14 protein-coding genes are annotated in these 15171 nt (G+C 62.1%); 6 read left to right on the forward strand and 8 right to left on the reverse strand.

What is annotated here, in order from left to right; genetic code table 11:
* Nucleotides 1-10: 10 nt before the first annotated feature.
* From hmcC to J7I12_RS01835, 7 genes are all read right to left on the reverse strand, one after another.
* Nucleotides 11-1222, reverse strand: a complete 1212-nt coding sequence (gene hmcC / locus J7I12_RS01805) for a sulfate respiration complex protein HmcC (protein ID WP_118229100.1) — start codon at nt 1220-1222, stop codon at nt 11-13.
* The gene (locus J7I12_RS01810) at nt 1223-2341 is read right to left on the reverse strand and encodes a 4Fe-4S dicluster domain-containing protein (protein ID WP_118229099.1); all 1119 of its coding nucleotides are present in this window, start codon (nt 2339-2341) and stop codon (nt 1223-1225) included.
* Between the two features lie 27 nt (nt 2342-2368).
* On the reverse strand, nt 2369-3340 hold the full coding sequence (locus J7I12_RS01815) for a nine-heme cytochrome c (protein ID WP_288907449.1): 972 nt from the start codon (nt 3338-3340) through the stop codon (nt 2369-2371).
* Nucleotides 3341-3633: 293 nt separating this feature from the next.
* A complete protein-coding gene (gene miaA, locus J7I12_RS01820) occupies nt 3634-4593 on the reverse strand; it encodes a tRNA (adenosine(37)-N6)-dimethylallyltransferase MiaA (protein WP_302548836.1) in 960 nt (319 codons plus the stop codon).
* Nucleotides 4593-5132: a pantetheine-phosphate adenylyltransferase gene (gene coaD / locus J7I12_RS01825; protein ID WP_118229096.1), complete on the reverse strand. Its 540-nt coding sequence runs from the start codon at nt 5130-5132 to the stop codon at nt 4593-4595. The genes miaA and coaD overlap by 1 nt, the downstream gene beginning before the upstream one ends.
* Nucleotides 5129-5680: a 16S rRNA (guanine(966)-N(2))-methyltransferase RsmD gene (gene rsmD / locus J7I12_RS01830; protein ID WP_118229095.1), complete on the reverse strand. Its 552-nt coding sequence runs from the start codon at nt 5678-5680 to the stop codon at nt 5129-5131. Before rsmD ends, coaD begins: the two co-directional genes overlap by 4 nt.
* A 6-nt stretch (nt 5681-5686) precedes the next feature.
* On the reverse strand, nt 5687-7300 hold the full coding sequence (locus J7I12_RS01835; RefSeq protein ID WP_118229094.1) for an MBL fold metallo-hydrolase RNA specificity domain-containing protein: 1614 nt from the start codon (nt 7298-7300) through the stop codon (nt 5687-5689).
* 199 nt (nt 7301-7499) lie between these two features.
* On the opposite strand from J7I12_RS01835, the gene J7I12_RS01840 reads away from it, so the two are divergent.
* From J7I12_RS01840 to trmFO, 5 genes are all read left to right on the forward strand, one after another.
* Nucleotides 7500-8168, forward strand: coding sequence for an LOG family protein (locus tag J7I12_RS01840; protein ID WP_118229093.1), 669 nt, complete (start codon nt 7500-7502; stop codon nt 8166-8168).
* A gap of 71 nt (nt 8169-8239) precedes the next feature.
* Nucleotides 8240-8674 carry a nucleoside deaminase gene (locus J7I12_RS01845; RefSeq protein ID WP_118229092.1) on the forward strand — a complete coding sequence of 145 codons (435 nt, stop codon included), beginning with the start codon at nt 8240-8242 and terminating at the stop codon, nt 8672-8674.
* Nucleotides 8675-8735: 61 nt separating this feature from the next.
* Nucleotides 8736-8966 (forward strand): hypothetical protein, encoded by a 231-nt coding sequence (locus tag J7I12_RS01850; RefSeq protein ID WP_118229091.1) that lies wholly within the window; start codon nt 8736-8738, stop codon nt 8964-8966.
* A 124-nt stretch (nt 8967-9090) separates the two neighbouring features.
* On the forward strand, nt 9091-9372 hold the full coding sequence (locus J7I12_RS01855) for a hypothetical protein (RefSeq protein WP_118229090.1): 282 nt from the start codon (nt 9091-9093) through the stop codon (nt 9370-9372).
* Nucleotides 9373-9665: 293 nt separating this feature from the next.
* Entirely contained in the window at nt 9666-11024 is a 1359-nt protein-coding gene (gene trmFO, locus J7I12_RS01860; protein WP_242621225.1) for a methylenetetrahydrofolate--tRNA-(uracil(54)-C(5))-methyltransferase (FADH(2)-oxidizing) TrmFO, read from the forward strand.
* A 240-nt stretch (nt 11025-11264) separates the two neighbouring features.
* Here trmFO and J7I12_RS01865 read toward each other — a convergent pair whose 3' ends face one another.
* Nucleotides 11265-12851: an outer membrane homotrimeric porin gene (locus J7I12_RS01865; protein WP_270229203.1), complete on the reverse strand. Its 1587-nt coding sequence runs from the start codon at nt 12849-12851 to the stop codon at nt 11265-11267.
* A gap of 517 nt (nt 12852-13368) precedes the next feature.
* On the opposite strand from J7I12_RS01865, the gene J7I12_RS01870 reads away from it, so the two are divergent.
* Nucleotides 13369-14898, forward strand: coding sequence for an outer membrane homotrimeric porin (locus J7I12_RS01870; RefSeq protein ID WP_302413012.1), 1530 nt, complete (start codon nt 13369-13371; stop codon nt 14896-14898).
* Nucleotides 14899-15171: the final 273 nt, after the last annotated feature.

Here is a 15171-nt window from a genome sequence, read left to right on the forward strand (position 1 = left end):
CTCTTGTGTTCTAGTGCGCATCCCTGAAGTCGGGGTGTTCGTAGAGCACGGGCATATGGTAGACGATGAAGCGGTACACCGTCACGATCATGGTCACCACAAATATGGAGATGCAGATTTCCCAGATGCTGGGGAAATAGCGCTCCGACGACGGCAGGGCGTAGTTGAAGGCGATCATGCTCACGTTGAAGCGGTTGAGCACAATGCCGATCACGGTATTGGCGGCGGCAAAGCGGCAGAGGCCCAGGCGGCGTTCCCGAGCGCCCTTGGCGTAGAGCAGGGCGGGCAGCAGCACAAAGCCCAGCATCTCCACCATCCACCATGCGCCGTAGCCAGTGAAGAGATAGGGGATGTTGGCCTGCACCAGCATATCAATGAGCTTGAGCATGAAGTAGGCGAAGAGAATGAACGACGCGGCCCGCGCAAAGCTGAAGACCACCTGGTCCGCCTCGCGCAGATGGGTCTTGTCCATATACTGGTGCACGCCTTTGTGGGCAAACATGCCTTCAAAGATGACCATGGACGCGCCTGCGGCCATGGAGCTCACAAAGAAGAACATGGGCATGAAGGGCGAGTACCACAGGGGATACAGCTTGCCGGGAGCGATAAGGTAGAGCGAACCCAGCGAAGACTGGTGCAGGGTGGACAGGGTCACGCCAAAGATGGTCAGCGGAATGGTCATCTTGATGACGACCTTGCGCCATTTGACCAGCCAGGGGAAGCGGGAGGCCAGCCATTCCATGGGTGCCACGGAAAACTCCACAAAGAGTACCGTGAGGTAGGTGGCCACGCACAGGCCCACTTCAAACAGCACAGACGTGGTGCCGGGGAAGAAGAACATGAAGGGCAGCCGCAGCGGGTGGCCCAGGTCGTACAGCAGGGCTATGACCACAAAGGCGTAGCCCAGGAAGGCCGTGGTCACGGCCGGCCGGATGGCCGAGTGGTAGTTGACCCCCATAATGTAGCAGGCCACGGTGGTAAAGTAGCCGCCGGCGGCCAGACACACGCCGCAGAGCAGATCAAAGCCGATCCACATGCCCCAGGGTTGGTTGTCGCTCAGATTGGTGACCGAGCCAATGCCCATGGTGAAGCGGATGATGGTGATGGTCAGCCCTACAGCCAGAATGATGGCAGTGATGATGTTGCCGGGTGTGGGCCGGAAAAATTCGCCCAAATTGAACAGCTTGTCCCTGGTGGGAATAACGATGCTGTGCTCAGCCATTTACTTATCCTCCCCGTGTTCCTGGCTGCCGGCCACTTCACGGGCCTTGAGGGCCTCGGTCATGGCGCGGCGGGCCGTATCGGCGGCGCCCGGTCCCTGGGTTTCCTCAATCTTGCGTACGGCGGCGTCCACAGCGGCGGCCACGTCTTCGCGGGCCTCCTTGGCGTGCTTTTCCTGCTCCGCTTTGTAGATGGACTCGCGGCGCTTGGTGATGGCGTAAGCCCCACCGAAGAGCACGGGCCAGAAGGCGACAATCATGGGCACGGTGCCCAGTGCGCCGTAGGTCAGCTCGCCCATGGGCTGGGTGCCCAGGTGGGTATCCAGACCCAGCTGCTTCCATGTGTCCGGGGCGTGCGCGTCCTTGGCGGGGGCGTCTTTGTCCGCAGCGGCCGGAACAGCCTTGGGCGCGGCCGGGGCCAGCACCATCCAGGCGGTGCCGCCGGCGTCCGCTTCGCCGTAGACGTAGTTGGTGTAGCGTTCGGGATTTTCGGCAATGCGCGCGCGGGCAATCTTGAGCAGGTCGCTGCGGCGGCCGAAGGTCAGGGCGTCCATGGGGCAGGCTTCCACACAGCCGGGCAGCTTGCCTTCCTTGAGACGCGGCTCGCAGAAGGTGCACTTCTGCACCAAGGGGTCAAAGGCTTCATCATATTGGAAGCCCGGCACATAGAAGGGACAGGCGACCATGCAGTAGCGGCAACCCACGCACTGACTGCCATTGTAGGATACGGTGCCGTCGGGCAGTTTTGTAAAGCATTTGGCAAAGCAGGCCGATGCGCAGGCCGGATCGTTGCAGTGGAAGCACTGCAATTTACGGAATACAGGTTTGCCGTCGACTTCGTATTTGTTTACCACCGTCCACTCGTAGGCCGAGGTACGGCGGCGCGTGGCCGTGACGGAAACGTCGGTAAAGGGCGTTTTGGGCTTGGGCAGGTGGTTGACCTTGTTGCAGGCCTCTTCACAACGGCGGCAGCCGATGCAGCGCGTGGTATCGTGCAGCACGCCGTAGCTGTCTGCATAGTAGGGGAAGGTGTGCACCCCGGCTTCGGCCACCTTGGCCGTGCTCAGGGCCGAGACCACACCCGCGCTTCCCATAAAAGTCAGGAATTTTCTGCGATTCATATGCGATTCTCCGTGCTCTGGGGCGCGCTACGGGCGCGCCTTGTGGCAGGTGGTGCAGTCGGTGTTTCTCGGGCGTCCCACATTCATACCCTGGTGGCAGCCCATGCACTGAAGGTGGTAGGCGGCCTTGAGGCTGGGACGCTGCGGATGCGCCGGGTCGATATCCTTGGTGTGGCAGCTGGCGCACTTGGGCGGCGTGGCCGAAAGCGGGCTTCTGTGATGGCAGGTGGAGCAGAGGATTTCCGGCTGGTTATGGAAGGCCTGGGCCAGCTTGTCGTCCTTGATGCGTTCCATGAGCGAGGAAAGGTGCCGACGATGGGAGAACACGGCGGGCTCATAAGTTTCGGCGATGGCGTCGATGGTGACCTTGTAGGGGGCGTCCGTGGGCGCGAGGTTTTTGACGGGCTTGTGGGAGAGCACGGTCTCCGCGGCCAGTTCCTCATTGCGTTCGGGCGGCAGCTTGTCGGCAATGCCTTGCTGCAGGTCGGCGGGCGTCATGGAAGGCGTCACGTTGTGGCAGGTGGCGCACCAAGCCTGGCTGCGGCTGGGGGTCACGATTTTGTGGCAGCCCGCGCATTCACGCCGTTCTTTGGTCTGCTGTTCGTGACAGCTTACGCAGCTCACGGGCGTGTTGCCCTTGGCGCGCTTGGCGATGTTGGTGGCGTGCATGGCGCGGTCAAGCGTAATGAAATTGCCTTCGGCCTTGCCCTCCACCGTGTGGCAGGTGGTACAGGCGACGGGGTCTCCCGTGTGATGGCAGGTTTCGCAGTTTTCAACCTTTTTTTCATGGATGAGATGGTTGAAGACCACAGGTTTCATGGCCGAGCCCTTGGGATTGGGCTTCTCGCTGACCGGGAACATGACCTTGGCCGAAGGCGCGCCGCTGTCAGTGGGTTCCAGGGTGGCGGCCACCGCCGTTCCAGCCCCGGTACCCGAGAGACACGCCGCGCCCGCCAGGGCCAGAGCCGCCAGCAGTAGCAGTGTTGTGCCGTTCCTCATGTGCTTGTCCTTTTGCATTCAGACATTTCCCCAAGGCCCGTTGCGCATGGCGTAGCGGGCTTCCTCCGGCCCCGACGATCCCTGCGGGGGCGACACGCAGATATCCGAACGGTACTCCACAGCCGACAATCCGTCAAGGCGTTCAGCCTGTTGGAACGGTTTCTTATGCTTGGAAAAACAAGATGATTGAGAAAATTTTCTTAAAATAGCGGGTGTTGCCCGGTGTGGTTATGCAACGGGCCGGGAAAAAGGTGGTTTTTCCGCGCCATGGGGGAAAGATTCTGCGGGGAGTATTATGGAGTGCCCTTGTGCAGTTTTTCCCAACTGCGTGCGGCCTCGGCGGTTATAGCCGCCCCATTGTCCGGCGGCAGAAAGACGGCCTCGCTGCGGGCGCGGAACCAGGTGCGCTGCCGTTTGGCGTAGGCCCGCGTGTTGCGCAGCCAGAGTTCCCGGCACTGGGTGAGGGTACAGCGGCCCTGCAGATGGGCCAGGGCCTCGGCGCAGCCTATGCCCGTCCAGCCGGGGGCGGCGGGATTACTGCAGTTTTGCAGGGCGGCGCGGGCTTCGTCCAGAGCTCCTTGCTCCAGCATGAGGTCCATACGGCGGGCCAGGCGCGGTTCCAGCCATGCTAAGGGGGCGTCCAGCACCAGCAGCGGGCCTTGGCACAGAGGCGCTTCGGCGGCATGGGCGTGCCACCAGCTGAAGGGGCGGCCCGTGGCCAGGCGCACTTCCAGCGCGCGGACAATGCGTTGGCGGTCGTTGGGGTGGATGCGTGCGGCGTAGCCCGGGTCCTGGGCGGCCAGTTCTGCGTGCAGGGCGGGCGCGCCTTCCGCTTCCAGGCGGGCTGTAAGGTTGGCCGTAAGGGCGGGATCCACGGGCGGGATGCGGGCCATGCCGCGTAGCAGGGCCTGGAAATAGAGCCCGGTGCCGCCCACCACCAGGGGCGTGCGGCCGCGTTCTAAAATCGCCGCAATGGTGCGGCTGGCCGCTGCCGCCCATCTTCCGGCGCTGATTTTTTGTTCTGTGGGAAGAAAGCCGTAAAGATGGTGGGGGCAGTGGGCCTGCTCCGCTGCCGTGGGCTGGGCCGTGATGCAGGGGAAGTCGGCGTAAACCTGGCGCGAGTCGGCGTTGACCACCTCGCCGTTGAGGGCTGTGGCCAGGGCCAGGGCTGCCGCGGTTTTGCCGGAACCCGTGGGCCCGGCCAGGCAGATGACCGGCAGCGGAAGGACGCAGGGGGGAGCGCTGCCGGGCATCAGAGCACGCGAAAGCCGCCGTAGGGCGGGGCCAGGCAGGGGGTGCCCTGGCGGACCTCTCCCTGCTGGTATTTTTGCAGCAGGGCCTGACGGACGTTTTCCGGCACCAGGCCCTTGATATCCGCCCCGTGGCTGGCCGCCGCCTTGACGATGGTGGAGCTGATGAACAGCCACTGGTAGTCGGTCATGAGAAAGATGGTCTGGATGTGGCGCTGCAATCGGCGGTTCATGAGCGCCAGCTGGAATTCGTACTCAAAATCCGAAACGGCGCGCAGCCCGCGCAGCAGGGCGCAGGCCCCGCGTTGGGCGGCGTATTCCACCGTCAGCCCGGAAAAGGGCTCTACCGTCACGTTGGGCATATCCTTGAGGGCCTCGCAGGCCATGCTTACCCGCTCTTCATGGCTGAACAGGGGTTTTTTGGGCGTGTTGTCGGCCACGGCCACGATGAGGTGGTCAAAAACTTCGCAGCCGCGGCGGATAAGGCTCAGGTGCCCGTTGGTCAAAGGGTCGAAGGTGCCGGGATAGAGGGCTGTTTTCATGGCATGGTCCAGATGCGGATACGGGTTTGGCCCAGCAGTCGGTCCACCTCCGGGCGCAGCTCCGGCGGTGGGGAAAGTCGGGCTTCTTTTTCCACTTCGGCGGTCACAAAGGCCCCGGGCGCAAGCCAGCCGCGCTGGACAAGCAGACGCAGGGCCGGGTCTGCCAGGCGTTTGCGGTAGGGCGGGTCCATGAACACCAGGTCATAGGGCGCGTCCGGCGGGCGCTTGAGCACGCGCAGTACGTCTTCGGCCAGCAGGCGTACCTGGTCCTGCAGGCCCAGGGCCGCCGTATTGGCTGTAAGGCAGCGCACGGCCTGGGGGGCGCTTTCCACCAGTAAGGCGTGCGGCGCGCCCCGGCTCACGGCCTCGAAGGCCAGGCTGCCGCTGCCGGCAAAAAGGTCCAATATCCGCGCTGTGGACCAGTTCAGGCCCCGCGCCGCCAGCATGGAAAACAGCGCTTCCCGCGTTCTGCCCATGGCCGGACGGTAGCCTTCGCCTTCCACGGTTTTGAGCAAACGTCCGCCCAGGCGTCCTGCAATAATGCGCATGGCGGGCTACATCCGTGAAAGCAGGCGGGTAAGGGCGTAGTCCAGCTTTTCCACGGCGTCCTGCAGGTCGGTCTGCTCCAGCCAGGGGCGGCCTTCCACGTCTGCAAGCCGCCCTTTGAACAGGCCCCACTTGCGTTCCACTTCGCTGGTAAGGAAGTTCCAGTCCACCCTGGGGTGGGCCTGCGTTTCGTGGCTTACGGTGGTGGCCACGTCGCAGCCCTCCAGGACCATTTCCTCCAGATAAGCGGCGATGAGGGGCCGCACGCCGAATTTCTGCTCCATGAGCCCGGCCAGGATGGTCTGGGCCTTGATTTCGCCGTGGGTCAGCACCACCTTGGCGCAGTGGCCGGTCACCAAGGGGGCCAGCCAGTCCAGCAGCTGGCTCTGCCCTGCGTGGGCGGAAAAGCCGTTGATGGTGAAAATGCGCGCGGCCACGTCCACGTCTTCGCCGAACAGGGTAATTTTTTTTGCTTTTTCCACAAGCTGCCGACCGGGGGTGCCCGCAGCCTGGTAGCCCACAAAGACGATGCTGGCCCCGGGCCGCCAGATATTGTGGCGCAGGTGGTGGCGCACGCGGCCCGCGTTGCACATGCCGCTGGCTGAAATGACGATGGCCGGGCCCTTGTAGACGTTGATGGCCTGCGACTCGCTGGCGGAAAGGGTGTAGTGCAGGTTGGGCAGGGCAAAGGGATTATCGCCGTTGTTGAGCATCTTTTGGGCGTTGTCGTCAAAAAGCTCGCGGTGGCGTTCAAAAACTTCGGTGGCGCGGATAGCCAGAGGGCTGTCCACAAAGACGGGCATGTCCGCCGGCAGCTTGCCCTGCTTATTGAGCACATGCAGGCAGTAGAGCACCTCCTGGGTGCGCTCTACCGCAAAGGCCGGGATAATGACCTTCTCGCCCTTGCCGTAGCTGTAGGCAATGGCTTCGGCCAGTTCCGCATCGCTCAGGGCCTCATCTTTGTGGTCGCGGTCGCCGTAGGTGGATTCCATGAAGACGTAGTCCGCCTGCGGGGGCTCTTCCGGGTTGCGCACGATAAGGGACTGGGGCCGCCCGATGTCGCCCGAAAAGATCATACTGGTGGTGCGTCCGTTTTCGTCGGCCTCCAGACGCAGGCTGCCCGAACCCAGGATGTGCCCGGCGTCGTAGTAAGTGACGCGGATGCCCGGTGCGGGCTCAAAGGTCTTGTGGTAGTCCACGGGCTGAAAGAAGCGGGCGGCTTTTTGTGCGTCCTCGGTGGCGTAGAGGGCGGCGGGCGGGTTGGTCAGGCCGCGCCGCAGATACTTTCTGGCTTCGCTCTGCGCTTCCATTTCCTGAATATGAGCGCTGTCTTCCAGCATGAGCTCCAACAGTTCGCCCGTGGCGCGGGTGCAGTAGATGGGCTTGGCGTAGCCCTCGCGCACCATCTTGGGCAGCAGGCCGGAGTGGTCGATGTGGGCATGCGTGACAAGGATGAAATCGATGTCTTGGGGCCGGTAGGGCTTGGTGTCCCGGTTGCGGGCTTCAATCGCCTTATTGCCCTGGTGCATGCCGCAGTCCACGCAAAAGCGCTTGCCGTTGGCTTCGATCATATAACAGGAACCGGTCACGGTCTGCGCCGCGCCCAGAAATTGAACTTTCATGCTGGCCTCCGCAAGTTGTCGCCCCAAGGCGGGCCTCCCCCGCATCCGGATGCCGGAGTGGGGAGAAGGCTTTTCCATAGCCGCAAGGGACGCGCAGCGTCAAGCAAGCCCCGTTGCCTTTGGCGGCTCCCCCATTTATACTGTGCGTTCAAATTCGGGATGCGGCCTTGGGCCGCCCCGTTCATATGAAGGAGCCGCTATGCCGGAACTGCAACAGAATATTGTGGACGATCTTGCTTCCGTTACCACCGAATCCTGGCGTACCTTCCGCATCATGGCCGAGATGGTGGAGGCCCTGGATACACTCAATGCCTTGAAGGTCAACTGCATTTCGCTGTTCGGCTCCGCCCGCTGCACCCAGGATATGCAGGAATATCAGGATGCTGAGAAAATAGCCCGGTTGCTGGTGCAAGCGGGCTTCGGCATCATTTCCGGCGGCGGCCCCGGCGTAATGGAGGCGGCCAACAAGGGGGCGTTCGACGCGGGGGGCGAATCTGTAGGCCTGCACATTCAGCTGCCCCACGAGCAGGGCTGCAACCAGTATGTAAAGACGCGCTGCAACTTCCGCTATTTTTTCATCCGCAAATTCATGTTCGTCAAATACGCCATGGCCTATGTGGTCATGCCTGGGGGCATGGGCACCATCGACGAGCTTTCCGAGGCTTTTGTGCTGGCGCAGACGGGCCGCACCCGCGCTTTTCCCATTGTGCTCTACGATTCCAGCTTCTGGAGCGGCCTGCTGGAGTGGCTGCGTAAGAGCATGGCGGGTCGGGGCTTTATCAAGGAAGCGGAAATCGACAAGCTCATTACTGTCTGTGATACGCCGGAAGAAGTGGTCAGCCACCTGTGCAAGATTGTGATCCTTTGAGGGCGGCGCGGGTTTTTGCTCCGGCTGGTCCGCGCACGCCGCCGCCGCCGGGCTGGACCTGGGAAGGGCTCATGGACCTGGCCCTGGAGGAGGCCCGCCGCGCTGCCGCAGCCGGTGAGGTGCCTGTGGGCGCAGTGCTGGCGGCGGCGGACGGCCGCCTGCTGGCGTGCGCCGGCAATGGCGTGGTCCGGCGCAACGACCCCACGGCCCACGCGGAGATTCTGGCGCTGCGCCAGGCGGGCGCGGCCCTGGGCAATTACCGTCTGGGCGGCTGCGTGCTGGCTGTCACCCTGGAGCCCTGCGCCATGTGCGCGGCGGCCTGTGTGCACGCCCGGTTGGCGGGGGTTGTTTACGGCGCGGCAGATCCGCGCGCCGGGGCCGTCATTTCCCGCGTCGAGTACCTGGACGCGCCTGAAGCCAACCACCGGGTCTGGCATATGGGCGGCGTGCGGGGAGAAACCTGCGCCGCAATCTTGCGCGCCTTTTTCGGGGAGCGGCGGCCGTAGCGCCGGCCCCTTGCGCCATACGCCCGAACAGGCTATTTTACGGCAAACAGGGAGGAGCTCCATGGAATTCACTGTCGTGAGCCCCGTAAAAAGCAGTGAAAACGTCCTGCGCATCCTGGGCAACAAGATGGCCAGCGGAAGGGAATTGACCATGGCTGAAAACCTCATGGCCATGACGGCTTCCGGCCAGATTCTGGGCAACAATTATGGCCCCGGCCCGGCGGAGATGGAGGTTTCTACCCCCCAATTGCCGGAAAACATCAAGGGGCTGCTGGCCAACTATGCCGGATGACCCGCAGGCGCCGACGCGGCTTCAGGCCGCGCGGACCGCGACCCGTGCCTGAGGTTTTGCCGCTGTGTCGTAGAGCGGCAAAGGAATGGGGCTTTGCGGCCCAAGGGATGCAAGAGAGGAAATTTTGAACGAAAGCATTGACGACCTTACAGTACAATTTGAGGAAAACGGCCAGACCATAGTCAATGAACTGGACAAGGTCGTTCTGAGCAAGGGGCTCTGGACCACCATCCTGTTCCGTTATCAGGTCTGGCAGCCGGAGAAAAACGCCTTCGGCCCGGACATGTTCGTCATCCGGCGCTACAAAAAGTCCGGCGGCGAGTACCGGCAGCAGTCCAAGTTCACCATTTCCAGCGCTGAGCAGGCCCGTAAGATTGTGGACGCCCTGAGCGGCTGGATCAACTAGCCCGTTTTTTCTCCCAGGGGCCCGGCCGCAAGTTTTGCGCCGCGCTTCGGCGGGGGCTGGGCCGCACGGCGGCGCGCAGCGGCATTGCTGCTGCGGCGCGGTCTGCGCAGGCTTTACAAGCGGTTTCGGGCAAGTCTTGCCGGGCCGCTTTTTTTATGCCTGCCACAAGGCTGCGGCGCATTGCGCCACATGGGGCTTGCTCCCTGCGTCAAAGTTGGGCAAGCTGCCTGCCTGAGTTTCATCATGTCTTTTTTCCCGACAATGTTTTTTCCGCAAACCGGCTGGAGTTCCCTATGCCTTTGCAATCCATAGCCGTGGTAGGCGGCGGTCTGGCCGGGTGTGAATGCGCCCTGCATCTGGCCGAAGCCGGCTTGGCCGTCACCCTTTTTGAGCAGAAGCCGGGGCGGCGCTCTCCGGCGCATATCAGCGACAACCTGGCCGAACTGGTCTGCTCCAATTCCCTGCGCTCGGACGAAAGCAGTTCGGGCGTGGGGATGCTCAAGGCCGAGCTGCGCGCCCTGGGCAGCCGTTTTATGGCCGCCGCCGACGCCTGTCGCGTGCCCGCGGGCAAAGCCCTGGCCGTGGACCGTGAAGCCTTTGCCGCCATGCTCACGGCCCTGGTGGCGTCCCAGCCGCGCATCCGCCGGGTGGAACGCAATGTGTGCGGCCTGGACGACCCCGTGCTGGCTCCGTTCCGCACTCCGGAAGGGACCGTGGTCATCGCTGCCGGGCCCCTGGCCTCCGAAGAGCTTTCCGCTTCCCTGGCTGCGGCGGTGGGTGCGGAGCACTGCTACTTTTACGACGCCATTGCGCCCATTGTCTGGACCCATTCGCTGGACATGAGCGTGGTCTTTCGCGCTTCGCGCTACGGCCAGGAACAGGGGGACGCCCCCGGCGAAGGGGATTACCTGAACTGCCCCATGAGCCGCGAGGAATACACAGCCTTTTATACTGCCCTGCTGGAGGCGCGTACGGTACAGGCCCACGCCTTCGAGTCGGAGCGGCACTTTGAAGGCTGTATGCCCATTGAAGCCCTGGCCCAGCGCGGCGACCGCACCCTGACCTTTGGGCCGCTCAAGCCCGTGGGCTTTGTGGACCCGCGCACGGGCCGCCGCCCCTGGGCCATACTCCAGCTGCGGGCCGAAAAAGCCAATGGCGAAGCCTGCAACCTGGTGGGTTGTCAGACAAAACTGGTGCAATCTGAGCAGGCCCGCATCTTCCGCCTGGTGCCCGGCCTGGAACAGGCGGAATTTGCCCGTTACGGCAGCATGCACCGGAATACCTACGTCAATGCGCCCACGGCCCTGACCCCGGACCTGGAGCTGCGCGCCGCGCCCGGCGTTTATCTTGCCGGGCAGATCACCGGCGTGGAAGGCTATGTGGAGTCCGCTGCCTGCGGCCTTTGGCTGGGCATGCTACTGGAAGCCCGCGCCTACGGCCGGGACCTGCCCACGCCGCCGCCGGAATGCGCCCTGGGCGCGCTGCTGGGGCATCTGCGCACGCCCGCCAAACGCTTTCAGCCCTCCAACGTGCACTTCGGCCTCATGCCCCCCCTGGACGAACGCGCCCGTAAAAAAGACCGCAAGGCCCTTTACGCGGCCCGCGCCCAGGCTGCCTTTGCCGCTTGGCGGGCGGCAGCGGGGCTGGCCTGAAGGAGAGACCCCCTCGCAGGACGGAAAGAGGGCAGGGGCAAGGTCGACGCACGCACGGATGCCGTCGGAAAAACGGCCAAAAGCCGCCAGAACATTCCATACTTGAAATGCCCTGGCGGTTTATAAACAGACGCCGCCGTGGAGGCGCAAGCGTAGCTTCAGCTATGTATTTGTGCGGTTATGCGCCGAAACGAACGTGCCGTAAACGTTGAGAATACAGATTCTCAAAGGTGATCTGCCCTAGAAAGCGTAGATAACGTTCAGCGAGGCTTTCCAGGCGTCCTTCATGTTCAGGCTGGTGCCGGCAATGTTCTGGTATTGGCCCCAGACGTCTTTGTCCAGCCAGAGGTGGATGTAGCCCAATTCGCCCACAAAAGTCAGGTTCTCGGTGGCCTTGTATTTGCTGTCCAGGTTGACTTCAATGCCCGTGTCGGAAGTGGTGAGGTAGGTGCCGAAGGAGTTGAAGTCCGTATTGTTGCGGTAGATCTGGCGGCCGTCGTTGTCGCGTCCCTGGCGGCCCGTGATGTAAGAGGCCATCTTTGTGTTGTTGGTGCCGCCGAAGTAGTTGACGCGCAGGGTGTGGGTGAGGTTTTCCAGCGAAGGAACGTCCTTGACGCGCGCGCCCACGCCCCAGGTGCCCGATGGGTTGGTGCCCAGAATGCCCTTGCCGCCGCCCATGATGGGGTTGCCCCGGTAACCGAAAGTGGACAGGGAGTTGGTCAGGTTGTTGGACGTGACTACGTAGGGCAGGCGCTCCGAACCGTTGTCGGGATTGGCGTCGTCGCCGCTGAAGTACCAGCCGTAGAGGCCGGGCAGGCCCCAGTCCGTGGCGTATTCGGCCACCAGCATGCCGTACCAGCCCTGGCGGTTGAGGTATTCCCGTCCGTGGTCCACGCTGCCGTAGGTAAAGTCCCAGGTCAGCCGGAAGGGGTCGAACAGGGTCCACTGGCCGGTAAGGCCGCCCCAGGCCATGGTGCTGTATTCACTGCTCCAGAGAGTGGATTGGGGCCGTCGGCTGCTGAAGGCCGCCGGGTACAGGCCGTCGCGGATCTGCAGCCCGTCAATGCCCTGCTGGCTGTTGTGGTTGGCCAGGGTAAAGGCTTTACTGCCGCCGGGCCGGTTGACGACCATGTTGTTTTTGTAGACGGAGTTGGGCCCCATGCCTCCGGCCATGCCCCAAGGCGTGATTTTAAGCCCTTCAAAGGTTACGGGCAGGCTCAACACAAACAGATCAAAGTTGTCCATGTAGTTGGCCGGGCGTTTGTTGTTGCCGGTCCAGTTGTCGTTATAGGGCCGCATCCACACGCCCGTTACGCTCACATGCGGGTTAAATTTCCATGAAGCGGTAATGCCGGCCACATCGTCCTGAAATACCGGACTGTCAATGGCGTAGCCCGGCAGTTTGACGCCCTGCAGGCCCATGCGCAGTTTGAGAGGCGTGTGCGGAACCTTCCAGTCGATATACGACTGCTTGACCTTGACCACTGTGCCGTCCGCGCCCAGTGCGCCGCCCTGGGAATCCATGCCCCAGCGCTGTTCGCCGATTTCAAAAAACACTGTGCCCGAAAGATTTTCCGAGGCGATGGCGTGCAGTTGCACATGCATGCGCTGAATGGCTTCAAATGCGTCGCGTTGCTGCCGCATGGCGGCCCATTGCTGCCCGATGGTGTGGTTTCCGGCGCGGTCTTTCCCCATAAAGTTGCCGCCGTTGATGTAGTCAAAGGCAAATTGCCAGCGTCCTTTGATCTGAAAGTCCACCGCCAGGCTCTGTCCCGCCGTCCCCAGCAGCATGGCCGCCGCCAGCAGAAGTGTCGCCAGTTTCCTCATCCCTCGCCTCCTTCCTTAGTATGGGTTGTGTCTGCGACCCGCGTCACGCCACGGTCAGGTGTAAAAGGGGCGGGTCGCCCCACCGCCTGGCCGTAAAACAGGCAAATCCGTACGCCCAGGCCACTGGGCAGCGCAGATATACAACGGCATTGTCAGACGGTATTCGGATGTAACTTATCGTCATTAATATAAAAATAAAACGATGACACGGGATTGTAATAAATAGGGAGAATTGTTTCAGGTAATGTAAACAAAATCGCAGTGATGCATTTCGTCAGTGGCAGCCTTTGGACGCGCTGCGTGCTGGGAGCCCTGTGCCGGCGCATCCCCTGGGTGGAGCGGGCATCCTGACGGGACGCACAGCTGCCGGTGTGGCTGTTCGGTCGTAAAAATGCGCTGGAAAAAAATCATGAATAGGCATAGTAATAACAACCCCCCTGTATAATCTGAATCCGGGATGACAATGCGCTGCTGCGGCAGTGTGTTCAGGAAAGGCAACCAAATTGAAGGAGGCGGGATGAAAAGGGTTGTTGTGCTGCTGCTGGCTGCCGGGATGTTGTGTGCGCTGCCGGTTGGCTCCAGCGCTATTGATTTTACTGCCAAAGGCCGTTGGGCATACAATTTTAACTATGGACAGAACGGCAATTTTACGTCCGGCGGCAAGCGGACGGGCTTCAGCAGTACCGAAGACGAATTTGAAGCGGCCCAGCAGGTGCGTCTGCAGTTGGACGCGGCGGCGTCCGAGCGTCTTTCCGGCACCGTACAGATCGAATTGGGCGGTTATAACCGCGGCATGGGGCAGTACTGGGGTTCCAATGCCAGCGGCGGGGCTCTGGGCGCGGACGGCGACTGGGTAAAAATTAAGGGCGCGTATCTGGACTGGATGCTGCCGCAGGCGGACCTCAAGGTGCGCATGGGTATTCAGCCCATCCAACTGCCCGACTTTATCAACAACAGCCAGGTACTGGCTGACGATGCGGCGGGCATTACGGCTTCCTACGCAGTTACGGAAAATGTGGGGTTGACGGCTTTTTGGGTGCGCGTTCTCAACGACAATTCCACCAGTGCCACCAACCGCAACCCAGGCTACATGGACAACCTGGACGCCGTGGGCCTGACCGTGCCGCTGACCTTCGACGGGCTCAGCCTGACGCCGTGGGGCCTGTATGCCGGCATTGGTCCGGCCATCAACTATGACAATGTCAACGAAGCCCAGATAAGCCGTTACAACAGTTATGCCGCTGGTTCAGGGCTGCGGGCAGGGCTCTTGCCCCTGCTGCCGCCCAAGGGAGGGGCGCATGCCGACCGCAGACTCAGCGAATACGGTAATGCCGTCTGGGTGGGTTTGCCCGGCCAAGTTACGGCTTTTGAGCCTTTCAGGATTTCGTGGGACGCGGTGTACGGTTCCGTGCAGTACGATAATTCTTCTTTGAATCGTTCCGGCTGGCTGGCCTCGCTGCTGCTTGAGTACAAGCTGGAGTGGAGCGTGCCCGGCATTTATGGCTGGTATACCTCCGGCGATGACGACGACCTGGGCAGCGGTTCGGAGCGCATGCCCAGCATCCACCCCAACAATCCCAATGGCTTCTCGGAATTTGCCTTCCACGGCGACCCTATCATGGGGCGTGACAGCCTGCTGGGCAAATCCATGGCCGGCACCTGGGGTGTGGGCGCGCGGCTGAAGGACATGAGTTTTGTGGAGAACCTCAGCCACACTTTGCGCGTTAATTATATCGGCGGCACCAACGACCCCGGCGTGCTCAAAAAACTGCACAGCGCCACGGGCAGCTGGATGGCCCCCAACGACAACGCTGGCTATGCCGGACGCGAAGGCCTGTACCTGACCCGCAACGACGGGCTGCTGGAAGTGGGCTTGAGCAACAAGTACAAAATGTATGAGAATTTTACCATTTACAGCAGTCTGTACTACGACGCTCTGTTTCTGGACAAATCCGATTCCGTGTGGGGAAACAGCTGTATGAATGGTGAAAACGACCGCACGGCCGACGCCTGGAACGCCAGCGTGACGTTTGTCTATCAGTTCTAGCGCGTTGTGCCGTATTCGCCTTTGGCGGCGCGGCGCTTTTACACGGCGTCTGTGCCGGCTTTTGACAACAAAACGCCCATGGCTCCCATGGGCGTTTTGTTGTTCCACGTTGCGGGGGTCGCTGGGCGCTCTGCTTCCGCAGTAGGCCGGGGCAGGGGGTTGCACAAAAGAGCGGCCCAGCGGAGCGACGCGGTCGGGCTGTGGCGAACCGCCGCCGGAACGGCGTGGAGGGATACCCTGCCACGCAGGTAAAAAAATAAAATTTTATTGCAT

Origin of the sequence: Desulfovibrio diazotrophicus, assembly GCF_902498985.2 — a bacterium.
GTDB classification, from domain to species: domain Bacteria; phylum Desulfobacterota; class Desulfovibrionia; order Desulfovibrionales; family Desulfovibrionaceae; genus Desulfovibrio; species Desulfovibrio legallii.

Excerpts from the sequence above, each read along its gene's own strand:
- hmcC (WP_118229100.1), bottom strand. The coding sequence starts at position 1,222 with ATGGCTGAGCACAGCATCGTTATTCCCACCAGGGACAAGCTGTTCAAT.
- J7I12_RS01810 (WP_118229099.1), bottom strand. The coding sequence starts at position 2,341 with ATGAATCGCAGAAAATTCCTGACTTTTATGGGAAGCGCGGGTGTGGTC.
- J7I12_RS01815 (WP_288907449.1), bottom strand. The coding sequence starts at position 3,340 with ATGAGGAACGGCACAACACTGCTACTGCTGGCGGCTCTGGCCCTGGCG.
- miaA (WP_302548836.1), bottom strand. The coding sequence starts at position 4,593 with ATGCCCGGCAGCGCTCCCCCCTGCGTCCTTCCGCTGCCGGTCATCTGC.
- coaD (WP_118229096.1), bottom strand. The coding sequence starts at position 5,132 with ATGAAAACAGCCCTCTATCCCGGCACCTTCGACCCTTTGACCAACGGG.
- rsmD (WP_118229095.1), bottom strand. The coding sequence starts at position 5,680 with ATGCGCATTATTGCAGGACGCCTGGGCGGACGTTTGCTCAAAACCGTG.
- J7I12_RS01835 (WP_118229094.1), bottom strand. The coding sequence starts at position 7,300 with ATGAAAGTTCAATTTCTGGGCGCGGCGCAGACCGTGACCGGTTCCTGT.
- J7I12_RS01840 (WP_118229093.1), top strand. The coding sequence starts at position 7,500 with ATGCCGGAACTGCAACAGAATATTGTGGACGATCTTGCTTCCGTTACC.
- J7I12_RS01845 (WP_118229092.1), top strand. The coding sequence starts at position 8,240 with ATGGACCTGGCCCTGGAGGAGGCCCGCCGCGCTGCCGCAGCCGGTGAG.
- J7I12_RS01850 (WP_118229091.1), top strand. The coding sequence starts at position 8,736 with ATGGAATTCACTGTCGTGAGCCCCGTAAAAAGCAGTGAAAACGTCCTG.
- trmFO (WP_242621225.1), top strand. The coding sequence starts at position 9,666 with ATGCCTTTGCAATCCATAGCCGTGGTAGGCGGCGGTCTGGCCGGGTGT.
- J7I12_RS01865 (WP_270229203.1), bottom strand. The coding sequence starts at position 12,851 with ATGAGGAAACTGGCGACACTTCTGCTGGCGGCGGCCATGCTGCTGGGG.
- J7I12_RS01870 (WP_302413012.1), top strand. The coding sequence starts at position 13,369 with ATGAAAAGGGTTGTTGTGCTGCTGCTGGCTGCCGGGATGTTGTGTGCG.